Genomic DNA, 17636 nt, shown 5'->3' on the forward strand with positions numbered 1-17636 from the left:
GGTCTCAAGCTGACTATGCAGCCGCCAGCAGGCTGGCGTTACCGCCTGCGGCCGTCGTGTCGACGCAGACCGCGCGCTCATGCGCGTAAGCCGCCGGGTTGAGCACCTCGCTGACCAGCGGCACGATCGGCCCGGCGCGCTCGGCGATCACCTTGCGCACGATCCGCGCCGCCTCCGGCGTGCCGGAGAAGGCGACGACATCGACCCGCAGCGAGCGCGCCTCGACCGGATCGGGCCGGCCGTCGATAGCCGCCAGCGGCAGGCCCTTGCCGGTCAGCGCCGACAGCGCCGCCGGAGCGCCCGGCGCCACCGCCAGCACGGCATTGCCGGCCGCGAGCGCCTGGATCGTCTGCGAGAGCAGCGTCTCGGCATCCGGGCCGAGGCACAGCACCCTCCCGCGCGGCGACAGCGACAGCGTGTTGGCTTCGCCGGTCGGCCCCGGCAGGTCGACCTGGCCGAAATCGAGGCTTGCTGCGGCGGCGATCGCCGCCGCGCCCTTGCCACGCAGATGCTTCCTCAGGATCGCCACGCGATCCGGCCGCGTCGACCAGCCGCCGAGCGTCGGATCCGGCAGATTGTCGGCAAGCTCCGTCGCGGTCACCTTATGACCCTCGCCAACCTCGGTGCCCGCCTCCGGCCCCTTGCGGAAGCGGCGCAGGTAATGCGGTCCGCCGGCCTTCGGGCCGGTGCCCGAAAGCCCCTCGCCGCCAAAGGGCTGCGAGCCGACGACGGCGCCGATCTGGTTGCGGTTGACATAGATGTTGCCGGCATGGATGCCGTCGACGAAATGCTGCACGCGGCCCTCGATGCGGGTGTGCAGGCCGAAGGTCAGGCCGTAGCCCTTGCGGTTGATGGCGGCGATCACCGCGTCGATCTCGTCGGCATCGAAGGTCGCGACATGCAGCACCGGGCCGAACACCTCGCGCTCCATTTCCTCTATGCCTTTGACGCGGAAGACATGCGGCGCGACGAAACGGCCGGTTGCCGGCGCTTCCAATTTCGCGATCAGCCGGCCCTCCAGACCTTTCTTCTTGCAATAGTCGCTGATCGAAGCTTGCGCCTCGTCGTCGATGACCGGGCCGACATCGGTCGAGATGGCCCAGGGATTGCCGATAGTGAGCGCTTCCATCGCGCCTTTCAGCATCTCCAGCATCTTCTTCTCGACGTCCTTCTGAACGTAGAGCACGCGCAGCGCCGAGCAGCGTTGGCCGGCGCTCTGGAAGGCCGAGGCGAGAATGTCGCGCACCGCTTGCTCCGGCAGCGCGGTGGAATCGACGATCATCGCATTCAAGCCGCCGGTCTCGGCGATCAGCATGGCATCGGGCGCCGCGGTTTCGGCCAGCTGCTTTTCGATCAGCTTGGCAACCTCGGTCGAGCCGGTGAAGCAGACACCGGCGATGCGCGGATCGGCGGTGAGCGGCGCGCCGACCGACGGGCCATCGCCCGGCAGAAGCTGGATGACGTCCTCCGGCACACCGGCCTCGCGCAGCATCTCGACGGCGCGGAAGGCGATCAGCGGCGTCTGCTCGGCCGGCTTGGCGACGACCGAATTGCCGGTGACCAAAGCCGCGGCGATCTGGCCGGTGAAGATCGCCAGCGGGAAGTTCCACGGCGAGATACAGACGATCGCGCCCCGCGCTTGCGTGCCCGCTTCGGCATTCGCCGCCTCGGTCGCGTAGTAGAGCAGGAAGTCGACCGCCTCGCGCACCTCGGCGACCCCGTCGGCCAGCGACTTGCCGGCCTCGCGGGTGGCGAGAGCGAAGAATTCGGCGGCATTGGCTTCGTAGAGGTCGGCGGCGCGGTTGAGGATCGCGGCGCGCTCGGCAACCGGGCGCTTCCCCCAGGCGGGTTGCGCGTCGACGGCGATGCGCACGGCGGTCGCCACCTGTTTGGCCGCCGCCTCGTGCACCGTGCCGACGACCTCGTCGGGCTTTGCCGGATTGACGATCTGGCGCGGCTTGCCGTAGCCGGCGGCGCGCGTGACCGGCTTGGCGTGCCAGCGGTCCGTTCCGGCGAATTCCGCCCTCGCCTTGTCGATGGCCGCAAGCGTCACCGGATCGGTGATGTCGAAGCCCCTGGAATTGCGGCGTCCGGCGCCGAAAATCGCGGCGGGGCGCGCAATCGCCGGATTGGCGGCCGGCCCCTGCGTCTCGACGGCCTCGAGCGGATCGCGCGCGATCTCCTCGGGCTCGACTTCCTCGTCGGTCAACTGGTGGACGAAGGAGGAATTGGCGCCGTTTTCCAGCAGACGCCGCACCAGATAGGCGAGCAGGTCGGAATGCGCGCCGACCGGCGCGTAGATGCGGCAGCGCGTGCCTTCGGCCTGGCGCACCGTCTCGTGCAGCGCTTCGCCCATGCCGTGCAGACGCTGGAACTCGAAGCTGTCGCGGTCCTTCGCCATCGACAGGATGGCGGCAACCGTGTGCGCGTTGTGGGTGGCGAACTGCGGGTAGATGCGGTCGGTCATCGACAAAAGCTTCTTCGCGCAGGCCAGATACGAAACGTCGGTGTTGGCCTTGCGGGTGAAGACCGGATAGCCGGACAGGCCGAGCGTCTGCGCCCGCTTGATCTCGGTGTCCCAATAGGCGCCCTTCACCAGCCGCACCATGATCCGGCGGTCGTATTTTTTCGCGAGCGCATAGAGCCAGTCGATGGCGAAGGCCGCGCGCGGCCCATAGGCCTGGACGACGACGCCGAACCCGTCCCATCCGGCGAGTTCCGGCTCGGCCAGCACGCGTTCGATGACGTCGAGCGACAGGTCGAGCCGGTCTGCTTCCTCGGCGTCGATGTTGAGGCCCATGCGCGAATGCCGCGCCGCTAGCGCCAGCGACAGAAGCCGCTCGGCCATCACCGGCAGCATCTTTTCCTTCTGCGCCTCTTCGTAGCGCGGGTGCAGGGCCGAGAGCTTCACCGATATGCCGTGGTTGTAGCGGATGTCGGGCCCGTTGGAGCCGGAATCGAGCGAGGAGATCGCGTCGGCATAGGCGCGGTGGTAGCGCAGCGCATCGGCTTCCGTGCGGGCCGCCTCGCCCAGCATGTCGAAGGAATAGAGATAGCCCTTCTGCGTCATCGGCCGGCCACGCTTGATCGCCTCGGCGATGGTGCGTCCGAGCACGAACTGCTCGCCCATCTCGCGCATGGCGGCGGCCACCGCCTTGCGGATCACCGGCTCGCCCAGCCTGCGCACCATGGCGCGCAGCGTGCCTTCGATGCCGCCCTCGCCTTCGTCGAGCACGCGGCCGGTCAGCATCAGCGCCCAGGTCGAGGCGTTGACGAAGATCGAGCTCGAGCCGCCCGAATGCGCCGACCAGTCATGCGGCGCGATCTTATCGGCGATGAGGTCGTCCATCGTCTCGGTGTCGGGCACGCGCAGCAACGCTTCGGCCAGGCACATCAGCGCCACGCCTTCCTTGGTCGATAGGCCGTAGGCCGAGAGGAAGACCTCCATCAGCCTGGGGTCGGTCGAGCCGCGCACCGCCCGCACCAGATCGGCCGCGCGGGCCGAGATCGCCTTGCGCTCCGGCGCCGAAAGCCCCGCCGTCGCCGACAGGCGCTTCACCGCCTCGTCTTCGTCGGGCAAATAATTGGCGCGGATCTGCTGGCGGATGGCGTCGAGCGGCATGTCGGGTCCATGAAAGCGAGCGTGAGCGAGCGGTCTGGCGGTCGCCGGACCGAATGGCGCAAGCTAGCACAGCTGCGAATTTCAGTCGGTCCAAAGAAATCGACAAAGCAGTCCGTTCGATCTATCATATAGGTATCCTTTCAATCGTATTGACTGCAATATCGATGATTGAAGACCAATTGGACCGCATCGATCGCAACATCCTGGCCGCGCTCGGGCGCGACGGCCGGCTTTCCATGTCGGAACTCGCAAGCAAGGTCGGCCTGTCGAAGACACCGGTGCAGGCGCGCGTTAAGCGGCTGGAGAAGGACGGCTACATCAGAGGCTACCGCGCAGTCATCGACCGCGAGCGCTTGGGCGAAGGCCATGTCGCCTTCGTCCAGGTGAAGCTGTCGGACACACGCTCGGCGGCATTGGACGCGTTCAATCGCGCGGTGCAGGGCGTGGCGGAGATCGAGCAATGCCACATGATGGCGTCGAGCTTCGATTATCTCTTGAAGGTCCGCACCACCGACATCGCCGCCTATCGGCGGGTGCTCGGCGAGCGCATCTCGGCCCTGCCGCATGTCGCCCAGACGTCGACCTTCGTGGCGATGGAGACGGTGAAGGATCGCTAATCCGACAGCGTTTTCAGGAAAGCCACCAGCGCCGCCCGCTCGCGCTCGGAAAGGTCGAGCGAGTGCACTTCGGAAACGCCTTCGACGGCAAGCGGCGCCTTCGAATAATGCGCCACCACCTCGTCGAGTGTCGCGAACTGTCCGGCATGCATGTAGGGCGGCCGGCTTGCGGCGCCCCTGAGCGACGGCGTCTTGTAGGCGCGCATGATCTGCGGACCGTCCTTGACCATGAAGCGCAGCTCGCGGCAGGCGCTTTCGTCGCCGTCGCGGAATTTGCCGAGGCAGTTGAACGGGTCGGCCTCGACCTGCGCCACCGCATCGACGCGCCCGCGGTCCGGCGGCAGCCCTTCGACCGGCGGCACGCCGGTGTTGTGGAAGGAATTGTCGGTGAAGCGCGGGCCATTGTGGCAGGTCACGCAGTTGGCCTTGCCGATGAACAGCTTCAGCCCGAGAATCTCCTCCGGCGAGAACGCGGCGTCGCCTTGCGGCGCTGCCCCGGTGGCCAGATCGATGGCGAAGCGGTCGAAGCGCGTTTGCCGAGGCTCGATCGAGCGTTCGAAGGCGGCGATCGCCTTGCCGATATTGGCATAGACGCGGTTGACGTCGTCTTGCTGGCCGGCGGGCATGGCGTTCCACGCCGCCTTCTCGGCATCCGTGCCGAGCGGGCTGGCGTTGGCCGGCACGGTGGAAAGGTCCGGCAGCGGCCCGAAGATGCGTTCATAGCGCTCGCCGAACCGCTTCTTGATGTAATGCGCGAAGGCGGCGCGGTTGCCTGCCTGCTCCAGCGGATTTTCCAGCGGCGTCAGCGCCTGCGCCCACAGGCTGTCGCGCCTTCCGTCCCAGAAGAACCAGGGATCGCGCGCCACGCCTGCCAGCGGCATGGTGCGGCGGTTGGTGCGGCTGACGCCGACCGCCTGCGGCAGGTCGTCCTGGAACTGGCGGTCGATCTTGTGGCAGGTCGAGCAGGACACCGTCCCGTCGCGGCTCATGTCGACATCGAAGAACAGCGTCGAGCCAAGCGCGGCGGCCGCCGGCACATCCGCATACTGGTTCGTGGTGTCGGGTTTGAGCGAGGGCAAGGTGTTCAACGCCAGTGAGGCGATGGTCTTCTTCTCCGCATCGCTGAACTGCGGCTTGCCGCAACCGCCGAGGAGCAAAAGCGTCGCCAATGCGAGCAGACCTGCAACGCTGGCCAGCCGTCTCATCGCCCCCTCACAACACGACGTTGAAGACGACGGAATCGGACCCGGCCGCCGCCGAAATACCAAAATGCAGCTGCCACCAGCCGCTCATCGTGAACTTCACGCCGTCGATGCGGTAGCGTCCGTCGCCGAGGTAATCGGTCGCCTGCGGACTGGTCGGCAGGCCGTGGTCGTGCTGCGGCATCCCGCCGGAGACGGTGATGGCTGCCCCCTCCACCGGCGCGCCGGCGGCGGTCTTCAGCGTCAGCAGCCAGGACTGCAGCTCGCCCTGCCGGATCACGCCGCGCTCCGGCTCGAAGCTCGCGACGAACAGGCCGTTCGCCGTCTTCTTGGAGCGTGAAATGTCCGGGCCGGACGCCGATTGCGGCAGCATCAGATAGACCGCGGCCACGATGCCGACCAGCAGAGCGGCCAGGCCGAGACCCGCAAGAATGTAACGCCATATCGATGCCAAGCCCGTTCCTCTTCGGCTGTTAACGTCGCGGTTCGCTTGTCGCGTCCCGCCCTGCCTGTGGGAAATCGCTTCTGGCGCAAAATTCGCCGCTAGCCAAGCATGGCGCTGCCGACCGCAAAAAGCTACAGCAACAATATCTTAGGAAGGGACAAGCCCGCATGGCCAAGGGTATCGCGTCGATCGGCGAATGCATGCTGGAACTGTCGGGCCAGACCGGCCCGAACTGGCGCATGGGTTTTGCCGGCGATACCTTCAACACGCTCTGGGCGTTGCACGCCTTGAGCCCGGATCGGCCCGCGACCTACGTGTCGGCCTTCGGCGACGACCCCTTCTCGCGCGACCAGATTGCCTTCCTTGCCGAGAACGGCATAGGCGTGGGCAACAGTCCGGTCATTGCTGGCGCGCGCCCCGGCCTTTACGCCATAACGCTCACCGGGGCCGAGCGCGCCTTCACCTACTGGCGAAGCGACGCGGCCGCGCGCCAGCTTGCCTCCGATCCGGCAGCACTTGCGAAAAGCCTTGAAAACCAGGCGCTTGTCTATCTTTCCGGAATCACCCTGGCAATTCTGGACGAGGCCGCGCGGAAAACTTTGCTGACGGCCATAGTTGCGGCCCGGGCCGCCGGTTCGCTCGTCGCCTTCGACCCGAACTACCGGCCGCGTCTGTGGCCAAGCCGTGAGATAGCCCAAGCCGCGATCATCAATGCGCTTGCGGTCTGCGACATCGCGTTGCCAACCTTCCCGGACGAGCAGATGCTGTTCGGGGATCCGACGCCACAGGCAACGGCGGAGCGCCTTGGCAAGCTGACCGGCGAGGTCGTGGTCAAGAATGGCGAGCAGCCGGCCCTGATTGCGCTGAACGGCGTTTTACAAACTGTCGACGCGGTGCATGTGGCCGCCCCCGTCGACACCACCGGCGCTGGTGATTCCTTCAACGGCGGCTATCTCGCTGCGCGGCTTGCCGGCCATGCGCCCGCCGACGCGGTCCGCCGCGCCCATAAAGTCGCCGCCGCGGTCGTGCAGGTTCGCGGCGCGCTTGCCCCGTTCGATACGTTGAGGGCAGCCTTCGACAGTTAAGCTCCGTCGAAGCTTAAGCAGGCATCACTTCAATATCGTAGAACTTTAAGGCAGCCGGAACCGGTATTCCGTCACCTGATGATAGATCTGCCCCGGCCACAGCGTCGCCTGCGGGAAATAGGGCCGGTTCGGCGCGTCAGGCCAGGTCTGCGCTTCGAGGCAGAGGCCCGAAAACGCCCTGTAGCGGCGGCCGTCAAGCCCCGGCGATGTCGGCGCGACGAACTGACCGCTATAGAGCTGCAGTCCCGGTTCGGTGGTCCACACTTCCATCTCGACGCCGGAATTGGCGCCTTGCACCCAGGCAGCCTGGTGTAGCGGCCCGCGGCTGGAGGCCAGGCAGTAATTCAGGTCATAGCGAAGCTGCTCGCCTTCCATTTCCATGCGCAGCGCCCGCGCCTGCCGGAAATCGAAAGGCGTGCCGTCGACCGGCTTCACCACGCCGGTCGGGATCATCTCGTCATCGACGGGCGTGTAGGCGCCGGCGTTGAGCATCAACCGATGGTCGAGGATGTCGCCCGCTCCGCCATCGTCGAGATTGAAATAGGAGTGCTGCGCGAGGTTGCAGATCGTCGGCTCCTCGCAGGTCGCGGTCAGTTCCATGCTGAGCGTGCCGGGGATCTTCAACCGGTAGGTGCAGGTGACGTCGAGCGCGCCCGGGAATCCCATGGCGCCGTCCGGATCGTGCAATGTCAGCGTCACGAAATCGCGGCCGTGCAGCGAGACGGTCCATGGCCGGTGGAAAAAGCCTTCCGAGCCGCCATGCAGCGTGTGCTTGCCGAGAAAATTCTGCTCGGTCTGGTAGCGGTTGCCGGCGATGGTGAAGCGGCCGCCGCCGATGCGGTTGGCGAAGCGTCCGACCACCGCCCCGAAGAAGGCGCGGTCGGTCTCGTAGGGTTCGAAACGGTCGTAGCCGAGCACCAGCGGCGCATCGTGCCCGCTCAGCCTGAGGTCCTGGACGATGGCGCCAAGCCCGATGATGTTGGCGGTGATGCCGCCGCCGCGAATGGTGAAGCGGCGCACAGCCTCGCCCGCCTGCGTCGTGCCGAAGACCTCGCCGTCTTTCATCGCCATGCCCGAAATGTCATTTCCTGATCCGTGGATTTAGGCCGATGGCGCATCATCCGGCAAGGGCAGGCCAAACGCCTGCCCTGTCCCAAGGATCGATATCAGAGTCCGAGGCCCCCGAAACAGGCATATTTGGTATCGAGATAGTCCTCGATGCCCTGATGCCCGCCTTCGCGGCCCAGACCGGATTCCTTGACGCCGCCGAACGGCGCCTCGGGCGTGGTGATCAGGCCCTCATTGACGCCGACCATGCCGTATTTCAGGCCTTCCATCACCCGGAAAGCGCGGCCGAGATCGCCGGTGTAGAAATAGGCGGCGAGGCCGAACTCGGTGTCGTTGGCCAAGGCGACCGCCTCTTCCTCGGTCTCGAACTTGAACACGGGCGCGATCGGCCCGAAGATCTCTTCCTTCATGAAGCGCATCTTCGGCGTGGCGTCGGCAATGACAGTCGGCTGGAAGAACGAGCCGCCCAGCGCATGGCGCTTGCCGCCGGCGACGACCTTGCCGCCCTTCGAGGTTGCGTCGGCGATGAACTCCTCGACCTTCTCGACCGCCTTCTCGTCGATCAGCGGCCCCTGCTGCACGCCTTCCTCGAGGCCCGAGCCGACCTTGAGGTTGTTGCTGGCGGCGGCGAGCTTCTCGACGAACTTGTCGTAGATGCCGGCCTGCACCAGGAAGCGGTTGGTGCACACGCAGGTCTGGCCGGAGTTGCGGTACTTGGCAGTGATGGCGCCGGCCACCGCGCGGTCGACATCGGCGTCGTCGAAGACCAGGAACGGCGCATTGCCGCCGAGCTCCATCGACACTTTCTTGACCGTCGTTGCCGACTTCTGGATGAGGATCTTGCCGACCTCGGTCGAGCCGGTGAAGGTGATCTTCTTGACCAGCGGATTGGCGCAGATTTCGTCGCCGATCTCGCCGGCCGAACCTGTCACGACATTGACGACGCCTTTCGGGAAGCCGACTTCCTCGACCAGCGCGCCCCAGGCGAGGCCCGAATAAGGCGTCTGCGAGGCCGGCTTGACCACCGCCGTGCAGCCGGCGGCCAAAGCCGGGCCGATCTTGCGGGCGAGCATCGAGGACGGGAAGTTCCACGGCGTGATGGCGGCGATGACGCCGACCGGCTCCTTGGTCACCAGGATGCGGCGGTCGCCCCATGGCGACGGCACGATGTCGCCATAGACCCGGCGGCCTTCCTCGGCGAACCACAGGATGTAGGCCGCGGCCGAGCCGATCTCGCCCTTGGATTCGGCGAGCGACTTGCCCTGCTCGATCGTCAGCAGTTCGGCCAGCACGTCCTGATTGTCCATCATCGCGTCATGCAGCTTGCGCAGGAGCTTCGAGCGCTCGAGCGCAGTGGTCTTGCGCCAGCTCTTGAAGGCTTCCTCGGCGGCCTCGATGGCGCGGCGGGTCTCGGCCTTGCCGGCCTTCGGCACGGTGCCGATCTTGAGGCCCGTCGCCGGATTGTTGACGTCGATGGTCTGGCCGCTGTCGGCCTGCACCCATTCACCATTGATGAGATTGGCCTGGCGCATGAAATGACTGGTTTTCTGAAGCATGGTCTGGCCTCCGTTCGGCGCGCTGATCGGCCGTTTTTCTGGATATCCGTTGAAGCGTGCTCAAGAGCCGCACGCCGGCGCATTGCTCTTACCTAGGGAAAGGCGGGCAAGCAATCACAAGATGGCATATAGGGGTTGGGCCAGCAAAAGCGAGCGCCTCAATTGCTGGCAGGGATCTTGAGATTCAGGTCAGGCCGAGCCGAAAATAGCGATTTCCGAGAACCGGAGCGGAGTGCACCTGAAGTACGTGAGCACCGGAAGCGCGGGAAATCGGTGTTTGCAGGCCGGCATCACCTGAATATCGACGTCCCTAACCGAAGACGTGGATGACCACCGTCAACCAGAACGACGTGGTCACCACCGCGCTTGCGGTGGCAAGCGTCATCTGGTTCGAGGCCAGCGCCTGGCCGGTGTTGAACTGGACGGCGATCAGGTAGGAATTGATGCCCGAAGGGAGTGCTGCAACCACCACCGCGACCTTGGCAGTCAGCGGCGGCAGGCCGAGCAGCCACACGAACGCCAGCACCAGCGCCGGCATCAGGAACAGTTTCAGTCCAGACAATGCCAGCGCCGGCCGGATATTGCCGGAGATGCCGAAGCGGCGCAGGCTGAGCCCCATGGCGAACAGCGCCACCGGACCGGCCGTGTCGGCGAGCGTGTCGACTAGCCGTTCGATAAGGTCCGGCAGCGCCGCGCCGGTGAGGCGCCAGGCGAGCCCCGCCAGGATGCCGATGATCAGCGGATTGATGAACAGCCGCCTGAGGAAGCTTTTGACGACGCGCAGCGGATGGATCGTCTCGCCGCTGCCGCGCCCGAACATCTCGAACAGCACGATCGAGGCCATCATCATGATCGGCAGGTGGACCGAGACCAGCAGCGACAGCACCTCGAAGCCGCTCGCGCCGAAGATGCCGAGGATGAAGGGCGCGCCGAGCAGCACGACATTGGAATAGGCCGACGACACGCCGCCGACGATGCCCGCGCGCGCATCTCGCCTGAACAGCCGCGTCATCACCAGATGGCCCGCGGCCCAGGTGATGGCCACGGCCGCGAAATAGGCGCCCCACAGCGACCAAGGCGTGACGCCGTGGAAATCCGATTTGACCATGGTCTGGAACAGCAGCAACGGCATCGCCACGTTGACGGCGAATTCGGAAATGCCCTCCCCGCTCGCCGGCTTCAGATAGAAAGTGAGCCCGGCCAGATAGCCGAGCGCCACAAGGCTGAAGACGAAGAGGACGGTTTCCGTGAGCGGAGTCATTTTCTGGGCGGAGACATTTTTCCCGTGATAGGCGAGCCCTGTTCGCCATGCAATTGGCGCCGCGCGCCGTTCCCCGGCGCCGCTGCTTGTTTTCCGGCCGGCTTTGCGATCCCTATATGCCGATCACGGTCTTGGCCCCCGCCGGGCCGCCAAAGGACTTCCGATGCTGCGAATTGTTCTGGCGCTTTTTCTCCTGGCCGCTCCGAGCCTTGCCCACGCGACGGACGCCGGCTGGGCGTTGCTGCGCGACGGCGGCCATGTCGTGCTGCTTCGCCATGCCTTCGTCACAGGAGCTGCCGACCCGGCCAATTTCGACATCGGCAATTGCGCCACGCAGCTCAACCTGTCGGAGCGCGGCAAGCAGCAGGCAAGCCGCATCGGCGCGCTGTTCGCGGCGCGCTCGGCGCCGATCGATCACGTGCTCTCCAGCCGCTACTGCCGCTGCCTCGACACTGCCCGCATCGCTTTCGAATCGGAGCCGCAGCCTTTCGCGCCACTCGACCTGCTCAAAACCGACCCGGCCGAAAAGGCCGCGCAAATGGCCGCGATCATGAAGGAAATAAGCGGCTATTCCGGCTCCGACAATCTGGTCCTGGTCACGCATGTGGAAAACATCGAGGCGCTCACCGGCGTAGCGCCGCGCGAGGGCGAGGCCGTGGTGGTGGAGCCGGAGGGTGATGGTCTCAAGGTGCTCGGACGGGTCACCTTCTGAGGGCGTCGGCCCGCGCGGCTCGCTACCGTGGCCGAAATGCCACATCCGGAAGAAGCCGCAAATCCGCCGCGACAATGCCGCTTGCGACAACCCGTCGCAGGGTCTATAGGCGCGCTCCCGGTCACGAAAACCGAAGCGAGCACAACGGTTGGAGCTTTCGCCTCCGCCCGCGCAGCCGGCTTTGCCGCGCTGTGTACGGCGCCGTTTCGGGTGTTGGGATCGCCGATGTAGCTCAGAGGGAGAGCGCCGGATTTGGGTCCGGAGGTCGGGGGTTCGAGTCCCTTCATCAGCACCACGGATAGCTCAATTGGTTAGAGCATCAGACTCATAATCTGACTGTCGAAGGTTCGAATCCTTCTCCAACGGCCTGATAAGCCGACACCATCAGGTGGTGTTATCCAAAACGGTCCGGGGACCGGAATGCGAGGACTTCACGGACGGCAGGGGCTTCGGCCTCGCCGGTCGGCGAAGTTCTGCGCCATCGGCTCGCGGCCAGGCCCGCGGTGACGGTCAAGGCGCGGTGCGGCCGGCAAGGGAAGCTTCGGCTTCCGGCGCCCGCTTCGCCGCCCCGCGATCCGCTCCCGAGGGCCCGCCGCGGATCGATGCCACCGGTCCCTGGATCATTCGTGCCCGGGACATGAAGTACGACGACGTGAAACGAGAAAACGAAGGGATGATCGACGCATGACGTGACGCCTCGCATGGGGCCATGCCCGACAGGAGTAAGACAATGAAGACCATTCTCGAAAAGCTTCTTGGACGCCAGCGCGTCCTCGTGAAGGAAAATGAACGTGCCGTCGCCCTCTACAAGGGCGAGATCCAGGCGATCCTGATGCCGGGCGAACATTGGCTCGCCAACCGGCGCGGAAACCTGGAAATCTCCAGGCACGACCTGAAGAACCCGGAATTCGTTTCGGCATACGAGAAGGCGTTGTTCGACAAGCTCCCGGACGTGGCCGCGCGTCATTTCACCGTCGCCCGCACCGGGCGCACGGACGTCGCCGTCATCGAGCGCGACGGCGCCCTCCATGCCGTGCTGTCGCCGGACCGCAAGCTCGTGCTGTGGACGGATGCCGGACCGTGGAAGGTGACGTCTGTCGATACGGCAGCCGATCTCGCCGTCGATCCGGACTTGATGCGCCGGATCGGCCAGGCCCGCAAGACGGAGCACATCTTCGTCAATCCGGTCGTGGACGGTCAGGTCGGGCTGCTCTTCGTGGACGGCGTCTTTTCCCGCACGCTTGAAGCGGGCGTGCACGCCTTCTGGAATGTCGGGCGCATGGTCCAGGTGAAGGTCGTCGACATCAAGCGTCAGTCGCTCGATGTCGCCGGGCAGGAAATGCTGACCAGGGATCGCGTAACGATCCGCGTCAACATCGCCGCCGAATACCGAGTCGTCGATCCGGTCAAGGCGGTGAGCACGGTGAAGGACTTCTCGGAAGCCCTCTACCGCGCTCTGCAGTATGCCTTCCGCAAGACGCTTGGCGCGCTCACGCTCGACCAGATCCTCGACAAGAGGGTGACGGTCGACGAGGACGCGGCGGCCAAGGTGCGCGACGACATGGCCGCGATCGGCGTCGAGGTCAGCGATATCGCCCTCAAGGATGTGATCCTGCCGGGCGATATGCGCGAGATCCTCAACCAGGTGGTCGCGGCCGAGAAGCAGGCCGAGGCCAACGTCATCCGCCGCCGCGAGGAGACGAACGCCACGCGTTCGCTGCTCAACACGGCCAAGGTGATGGCCGAGAACCCGGTGATGCTGCGGCTGAAGGAGCTCGAGGCTCTCGAAACCATCGCCGGCAAGGTCGAGCGACTCACCGTCCACAACGGGACGGGCGGGCTGCTCAACGACCTGGTCAAGCTCCGCGACTGACGCATGTCGCCCAAAAGTGGTTCCGGTTTTGGAACAACGACATGCATCGGAATGGAAAGCTGACGCCGCGTAAAATGGGAAGGGCCGCCGGATAGACCGGCGGCCCTTCTTGCGTTCCCAAAGCCGGCATCCCATCTGCCCCGGCGCATCAGGCCTTTTCCTGCCGGGAAAAACCGATTAGACAGCGCCCAAACAAGATGCGGACAGATTCCGCCCGCAACCGAAGGAAGAGCCCTTGTCCACCACGTTCGAGAAAGTCGCCAAGATCATTGCCGACACCAGCGAGATCGATATCGACACCATCACGCCCGAGAGCCACACCATCGACGATCTCGGCATCGACAGCCTCGATTTCCTCGACATCGTCTTTGCCATCGACAAGGAATTCGGCATCAAGGTGCCGCTCGAGAAGTGGACGCAGGAGGTCAATGACGGCAAGGCTTCGACCGACGACTACTTCGTCATGAAGAACCTGTGCGCCAAGATCGACGCGCTGGTCGCGGCCAAGGCCGCCTGAGCCGGCTCGGGCGCGGTCTTGACGCGCCCTGCCAGCTGACCCACAACGGCCGCCCATGAGTTCTCACGACGTCGTCATCACCGGCATCGGCCTTGTCTCTTCGCTTGGAGAGGGTCCGGATGCGCATTGGCAGAAGCTCACCCGACCGGGCCGTGAGCCGGTGCTCGAGGCAGAGCGCTTTGCGCCTTACACCATCCATCCCCTGCCCGAAATCGACTGGAACCTGCAGATCGCCAAGCGCGGCGACCAGCGCCAGATGGAAACCTGGCAGCGCCTTGGCACCTATGTCGCCGGCCTGGCGCTGGATGACGCCGGCATCAAGGGCGACGACGAGCTTTGCGCGACCATGGACATGGTGGTGGCGGCCGGTGGCGGCGAGCGCGACGAAGCCGTCGATGCCGCGATCCTTGCGGCCTCCGAAAGCCGCAACGACCGCGACGTGCTGCTCAACGAGAAGCTGACCACCGAACTGCGGCCGACCCTGTTCCTGGCCCAGCTCTCTAACCTGCTCGCCGGCAACATCTCGATCGTCCACAAGGTCACCGGTTCGTCGCGCACCTTCATGGGCGAGGAAGGCGCCGGCGTCTCGGCCGTCGAGACGGCGGCGGCGCGCATCCGCTCGGGACAGTCGACCCATGTTCTGGTCGGCGGCGCCTTCCAGACCGAGCATTCCGACATGCTGCTCGGCTATGAGCTCGCCGGTTACCTGCATCGCGGACCATGGAAGCCGGTCTGGCAACGCAAGGGCGCCGAAGGCGGCGGTGTGGTGACGGGCTCCGGCGGCGCCTTCCTGGTGCTGGAACAGCGCGAGCATGCAAAAAACCGCGGCCGCAAGATCTACGCCGAGCTTGGCCCCGTCATCTCCGGCCGCGCCAGGCGCCGGCGCGGCGAACTGAATGCCGAAATCGCCGCATTGCTGAAGCAGGCAGCCCTTCCCGACGGCGATCTGCTGACGATTTCCGCCGCCTCCGGCGCCCACGCTGCCACGGCGGCCGAAAAGGCGGTGCTCGACGCCAACCCGGCCTTGGCCGTGCGCGCCTTCTCGACATTGACCGGCCATATGAAGGAGGCTCAATTCCCCTTTGCGGTTGCGCTCGCGGCAATGGCCGTCGACCGCAAGGCCGCCTACCCTGTCTTCGATGCCACAGTGGAACGGCAATTCGAGGGCGCGCCCAATAGCGTCCTTGCAACGGCGATCGGCTATCACCAATTCGAGGGCCTGGGGCTGATCAAGGCCGCCTAGAAAGAGACGCAAACATGGCCAATCTCCGAGACCATATGGGCAGGCCTATCGTCGCCGTGACCGGCATCGGCGTGGTGACCTCGCTCGGCGTCGGCAAGAAGGACAACTGGGCGGCGCTGACCTCGGGCAAATCCGGCATCCATCCGATCACCCGCTTTCCGGTCGATCAGCTCAACACCCGCATTTCCGGCATGGTCGACTTCCTGCCGTCGAGCTCCAAGGGCGCCAGCCATCTCACCTACGAGCTGGCCGAGACCGCGGCCCAGGAGGCCGTCTCGGAAGCTGGGTTGGAGTCCGGCGATTTCGGTGGCCCGCTGTTCCTGGCCTCGCCGCCGGTCGAGCTCGACTGGACCGACCGCTTCTCGCTCTATAATTCCGACAAGCAGGACGCTGGCGCCGAAAGGTTGCTGCGCGTGGCGCGCGGGTTGAAGGAATTGGATGTCTTCGAGACCACGCAGTTCGGCTCGATCGCCGATCGCCTGGCCGACCGCTTCGGCACGCGCGGCCTGCCGATCACGCTGTCGACCGCCTGCGCCTCGGGCGCCACCGCCATCCAGCTCGGGGTCGAGGCGATCCGTCGCGGCGAATGCGACAAGGCGCTGTCGATCGGCGCCGACGGCTCGGCAACCGCCGAAGCGCTGATCCGCTTCTCGCTGCTCTCGGCGCTTTCCACCCACAACGATATCCCCGAGAAAGCCTCAAAGCCCTTCTCCAAGGACCGCGACGGCTTCGTGCTGGCGGAAGGCTCCGGCGCGCTCGTGCTGGAATCGCTGGAAGCCGCCCTTGCGCGCGGCGCGACGATCCTCGGCATCATGCGCGGCTGCGGCGAAAAGGCCGACGATTTCCACCGCACCCGCTCCAAGCCCGATGGCTCGCCGGCTATCGCCGCCGTGCGCGCCGCCCTGGCCGATGCGGGCCTCGGCGAAGACGAGATCGACTACGTCAACGCGCACGGCACCTCGACGCCTGAAAACGACAAGATGGAGCACCTGTCGCTGTCCACCGTCTTCGGCGAACGCATCGGCTCGATGCCGATCTCGTCCAACAAGTCGATGATCGGCCACACGCTGTCGGCCGCCGGCGCGGTTGAGGCCGCCTTTTCGCTGCTGACCATGCGCGAAAGCGTCATCCCGCCGACCATCAACTACGACAATCCCGATCCGGCGATCGTGCTCGATGTCGTGCCGAACAAGAAGCGCAACGCCGAGGTCGGCACGGTTTTGTCGAATTCCTTCGGCTTCGGCGGCCAGAACACCTGCCTTGTCATGGCGCGGGAACCGGTCTAATCGGACTTTTTCCGCTAATGCATGTCGCGCAAAAGTGAAATCGGTTTTGCTACAACGACATGCATAAACAAAGAAACTAAAGCGCATCGCGCTTTAGAGCAGAACCTGACAGGCCACATGCGCGCATTGCAACTTATCGAGGACCGCCGCCTTGAAACGGTGGACCTGCCGCCTCCCCCGCCGCCTTCGCTGGGCGAAGTGACGCTCCGCATCAAGGCGGTGGCGCTCAACCATATCGACGTCTGGGGCTGGCGCGGCATGGCGTTTGCCAAGCGCAAGCTGCCGCTGGTCGTCGGCGCCGAGGCCGCCGGCGAGGTCGAGGCGGTCGGACCGGGCGTCTCCAACCTCCTGCCGGGACAGTTGGTGTCGATCTACGGCGCGCGCACCTGCGGGCTCTGCCGTGCCTGCCGCGAAGGCCGCGACAATCTCTGCGAGCATGTTTCCGGCGTCCATGGCTTCCATCTCGACGGCTTTGCCCAGGAGAAGATCAACCTGCCGGCGCGCCTTCTGGTGCCCGCGCCTCCCGGCGTCACCGAAATCGGCGCGGCGGTCGCGCCGGTCACCTTCGGCACGGTCGAGCACATGCTGTTCGACAACGCGAAGCTGGAACCGGGCGAAACCATTCTCGTCCATGCCGGCGGCTCCGGCATCGGCTCCGCTGCCATCCAACTCGCCAAGAAGATGGGTTGCACGGTGATCACCACGGTCGGCTCGAACGACAAGATCGACAAGGCCAAGGCACTTGGCGCCGACCATGTTATCAACTACCGCGAGGATCGTTTCGAAGGCGTGGTGCGCAAGCTGACAAGGAAGAAGGGCGTCGACGTCGTGTTCGAGCATGTCGGCGCCGACACCTTCGCCGGCTCCATGCTGTCCTTGAAGCGCGGCGGCCGTCTCGTCACCTGCGGTTCGACCTCCGGCGTGTCGACGCAGGTCAACCTGATGCAGCTCTTCCAGCAGCAGCTGAAACTGCTCGGCTCCTTCGGCTGCCGCATGGAGAACATGGCCAACGCCATGCAGAAGATGGCGGCGGGGTTCGTTGCCCCCGTCATCGATACCGAAGTCGGCTTCGACGACATCGACGCCGCGCTGAAGCGCATGGAAGGCCGCGACGTCTTCGGCAAGATCATCCTGCGCGTTTCCTAAGAC

Annotated in this window: 14 protein-coding genes and 2 tRNA genes; 10 read left to right on the plus strand and 6 right to left on the minus strand. The window is 65.5% G+C overall.

What is annotated here, in order from left to right; all coding sequences use genetic code 11:
- Positions 1 to 13: 13 nt before the first annotated feature.
- Positions 14 to 3622 carry a bifunctional proline dehydrogenase/L-glutamate gamma-semialdehyde dehydrogenase PutA gene (gene putA, locus FJW07_RS10655; protein WP_140856291.1) on the minus strand — a complete coding sequence of 1203 codons (3609 nt, stop codon included), beginning with the start codon at positions 3620 to 3622 and terminating at the stop codon, positions 14 to 16.
- Between the two features lie 164 nt (positions 3623 to 3786).
- On the opposite strand from putA, the gene FJW07_RS10660 reads away from it, so the two are divergent.
- On the plus strand, positions 3787 to 4239 hold the full coding sequence (locus FJW07_RS10660) for an Lrp/AsnC ligand binding domain-containing protein (RefSeq protein WP_140856293.1): 453 nt from the start codon (positions 3787 to 3789) through the stop codon (positions 4237 to 4239).
- Here the strand turns inward: FJW07_RS10660 and FJW07_RS10665 are convergent.
- Positions 4236 to 5444, minus strand: coding sequence for a cytochrome c peroxidase (locus FJW07_RS10665; RefSeq protein ID WP_140856295.1), 1209 nt, complete (start codon positions 5442 to 5444; stop codon positions 4236 to 4238). The two genes, FJW07_RS10660 and FJW07_RS10665, sit on opposite strands and share 4 nt — an antisense overlap.
- Positions 5445 to 5451: 7 nt before the next feature.
- Positions 5452 to 5895: a FixH family protein gene (locus tag FJW07_RS10670; protein WP_140647664.1), complete on the minus strand. Its 444-nt coding sequence runs from the start codon at positions 5893 to 5895 to the stop codon at positions 5452 to 5454.
- 158 nt (positions 5896 to 6053) lie between these two features.
- Between FJW07_RS10670 and FJW07_RS10675 the strand changes: the two genes are divergently transcribed.
- Entirely contained in the window at positions 6054 to 6971 is a 918-nt protein-coding gene (locus FJW07_RS10675; protein WP_140856297.1) for a sugar kinase, read from the plus strand.
- A gap of 45 nt (positions 6972 to 7016) precedes the next feature.
- Here the strand turns inward: FJW07_RS10675 and FJW07_RS10680 are convergent, their stop codons facing one another.
- From FJW07_RS10680 to FJW07_RS10690, 3 genes are all read right to left on the minus strand, one after another.
- Positions 7017 to 8042, minus strand: coding sequence for an aldose epimerase family protein (locus tag FJW07_RS10680; protein ID WP_140856299.1), 1026 nt, complete (start codon positions 8040 to 8042; stop codon positions 7017 to 7019).
- 95 nt (positions 8043 to 8137) lie between these two features.
- Positions 8138 to 9595: an NAD-dependent succinate-semialdehyde dehydrogenase gene (locus FJW07_RS10685; protein ID WP_140647661.1), complete on the minus strand. Its 1458-nt coding sequence runs from the start codon at positions 9593 to 9595 to the stop codon at positions 8138 to 8140.
- Positions 9596 to 9905: 310 nt separating this feature from the next.
- Complete coding sequence (locus FJW07_RS10690; protein ID WP_140856301.1) at positions 9906 to 10856, minus strand: AEC family transporter; 951 nt, start codon at positions 10854 to 10856, stop codon at positions 9906 to 9908.
- 163 nt (positions 10857 to 11019) lie between these two features.
- Here FJW07_RS10690 and FJW07_RS10695 point away from each other — a divergent pair, with 163 nt between their 5' ends.
- The 8 genes from FJW07_RS10695 (at position 11020) to FJW07_RS10730 (ending at position 17633) form a co-directional block, all read left to right on the plus strand.
- Positions 11020 to 11568: a histidine phosphatase family protein gene (locus FJW07_RS10695; RefSeq protein ID WP_140856302.1), complete on the plus strand. Its 549-nt coding sequence runs from the start codon at positions 11020 to 11022 to the stop codon at positions 11566 to 11568.
- Between the two features lie 221 nt (positions 11569 to 11789).
- Positions 11790 to 11863: transfer RNA gene (locus tag FJW07_RS10700), tRNA-OTHER, on the plus strand.
- Positions 11864 to 11931 (plus strand) — tRNA-Ile (locus FJW07_RS10705).
- Between the two features lie 367 nt (positions 11932 to 12298).
- Positions 12299 to 13441, plus strand: a complete 1143-nt coding sequence (locus FJW07_RS10710) for a slipin family protein (protein ID WP_140856304.1) — start codon at positions 12299 to 12301, stop codon at positions 13439 to 13441.
- Positions 13442 to 13676: 235 nt separating this feature from the next.
- Positions 13677 to 13958 (plus strand): acyl carrier protein, encoded by a 282-nt coding sequence (locus FJW07_RS10715; RefSeq protein ID WP_027167184.1) that lies wholly within the window; start codon positions 13677 to 13679, stop codon positions 13956 to 13958.
- A gap of 55 nt (positions 13959 to 14013) precedes the next feature.
- Complete coding sequence (locus FJW07_RS10720) at positions 14014 to 15201, plus strand: beta-ketoacyl-ACP synthase (RefSeq protein ID WP_140856306.1); 1188 nt, start codon at positions 14014 to 14016, stop codon at positions 15199 to 15201.
- A 14-nt stretch (positions 15202 to 15215) separates the two neighbouring features.
- Positions 15216 to 16487 (plus strand): beta-ketoacyl-ACP synthase, encoded by a 1272-nt coding sequence (locus tag FJW07_RS10725; RefSeq protein ID WP_140647948.1) that lies wholly within the window; start codon positions 15216 to 15218, stop codon positions 16485 to 16487.
- Between the two features lie 117 nt (positions 16488 to 16604).
- Positions 16605 to 17633, plus strand: coding sequence for a zinc-binding dehydrogenase (locus tag FJW07_RS10730; RefSeq protein WP_140785849.1), 1029 nt, complete (start codon positions 16605 to 16607; stop codon positions 17631 to 17633).
- The last annotated feature ends 3 nt before the right edge of the window (positions 17634 to 17636 follow it).

It is taken from the genome of Mesorhizobium sp. B3-1-9 (genome assembly GCF_006439595.1).
In the GTDB taxonomy this organism is placed as follows: domain Bacteria; phylum Pseudomonadota; class Alphaproteobacteria; order Rhizobiales; family Rhizobiaceae; genus Mesorhizobium.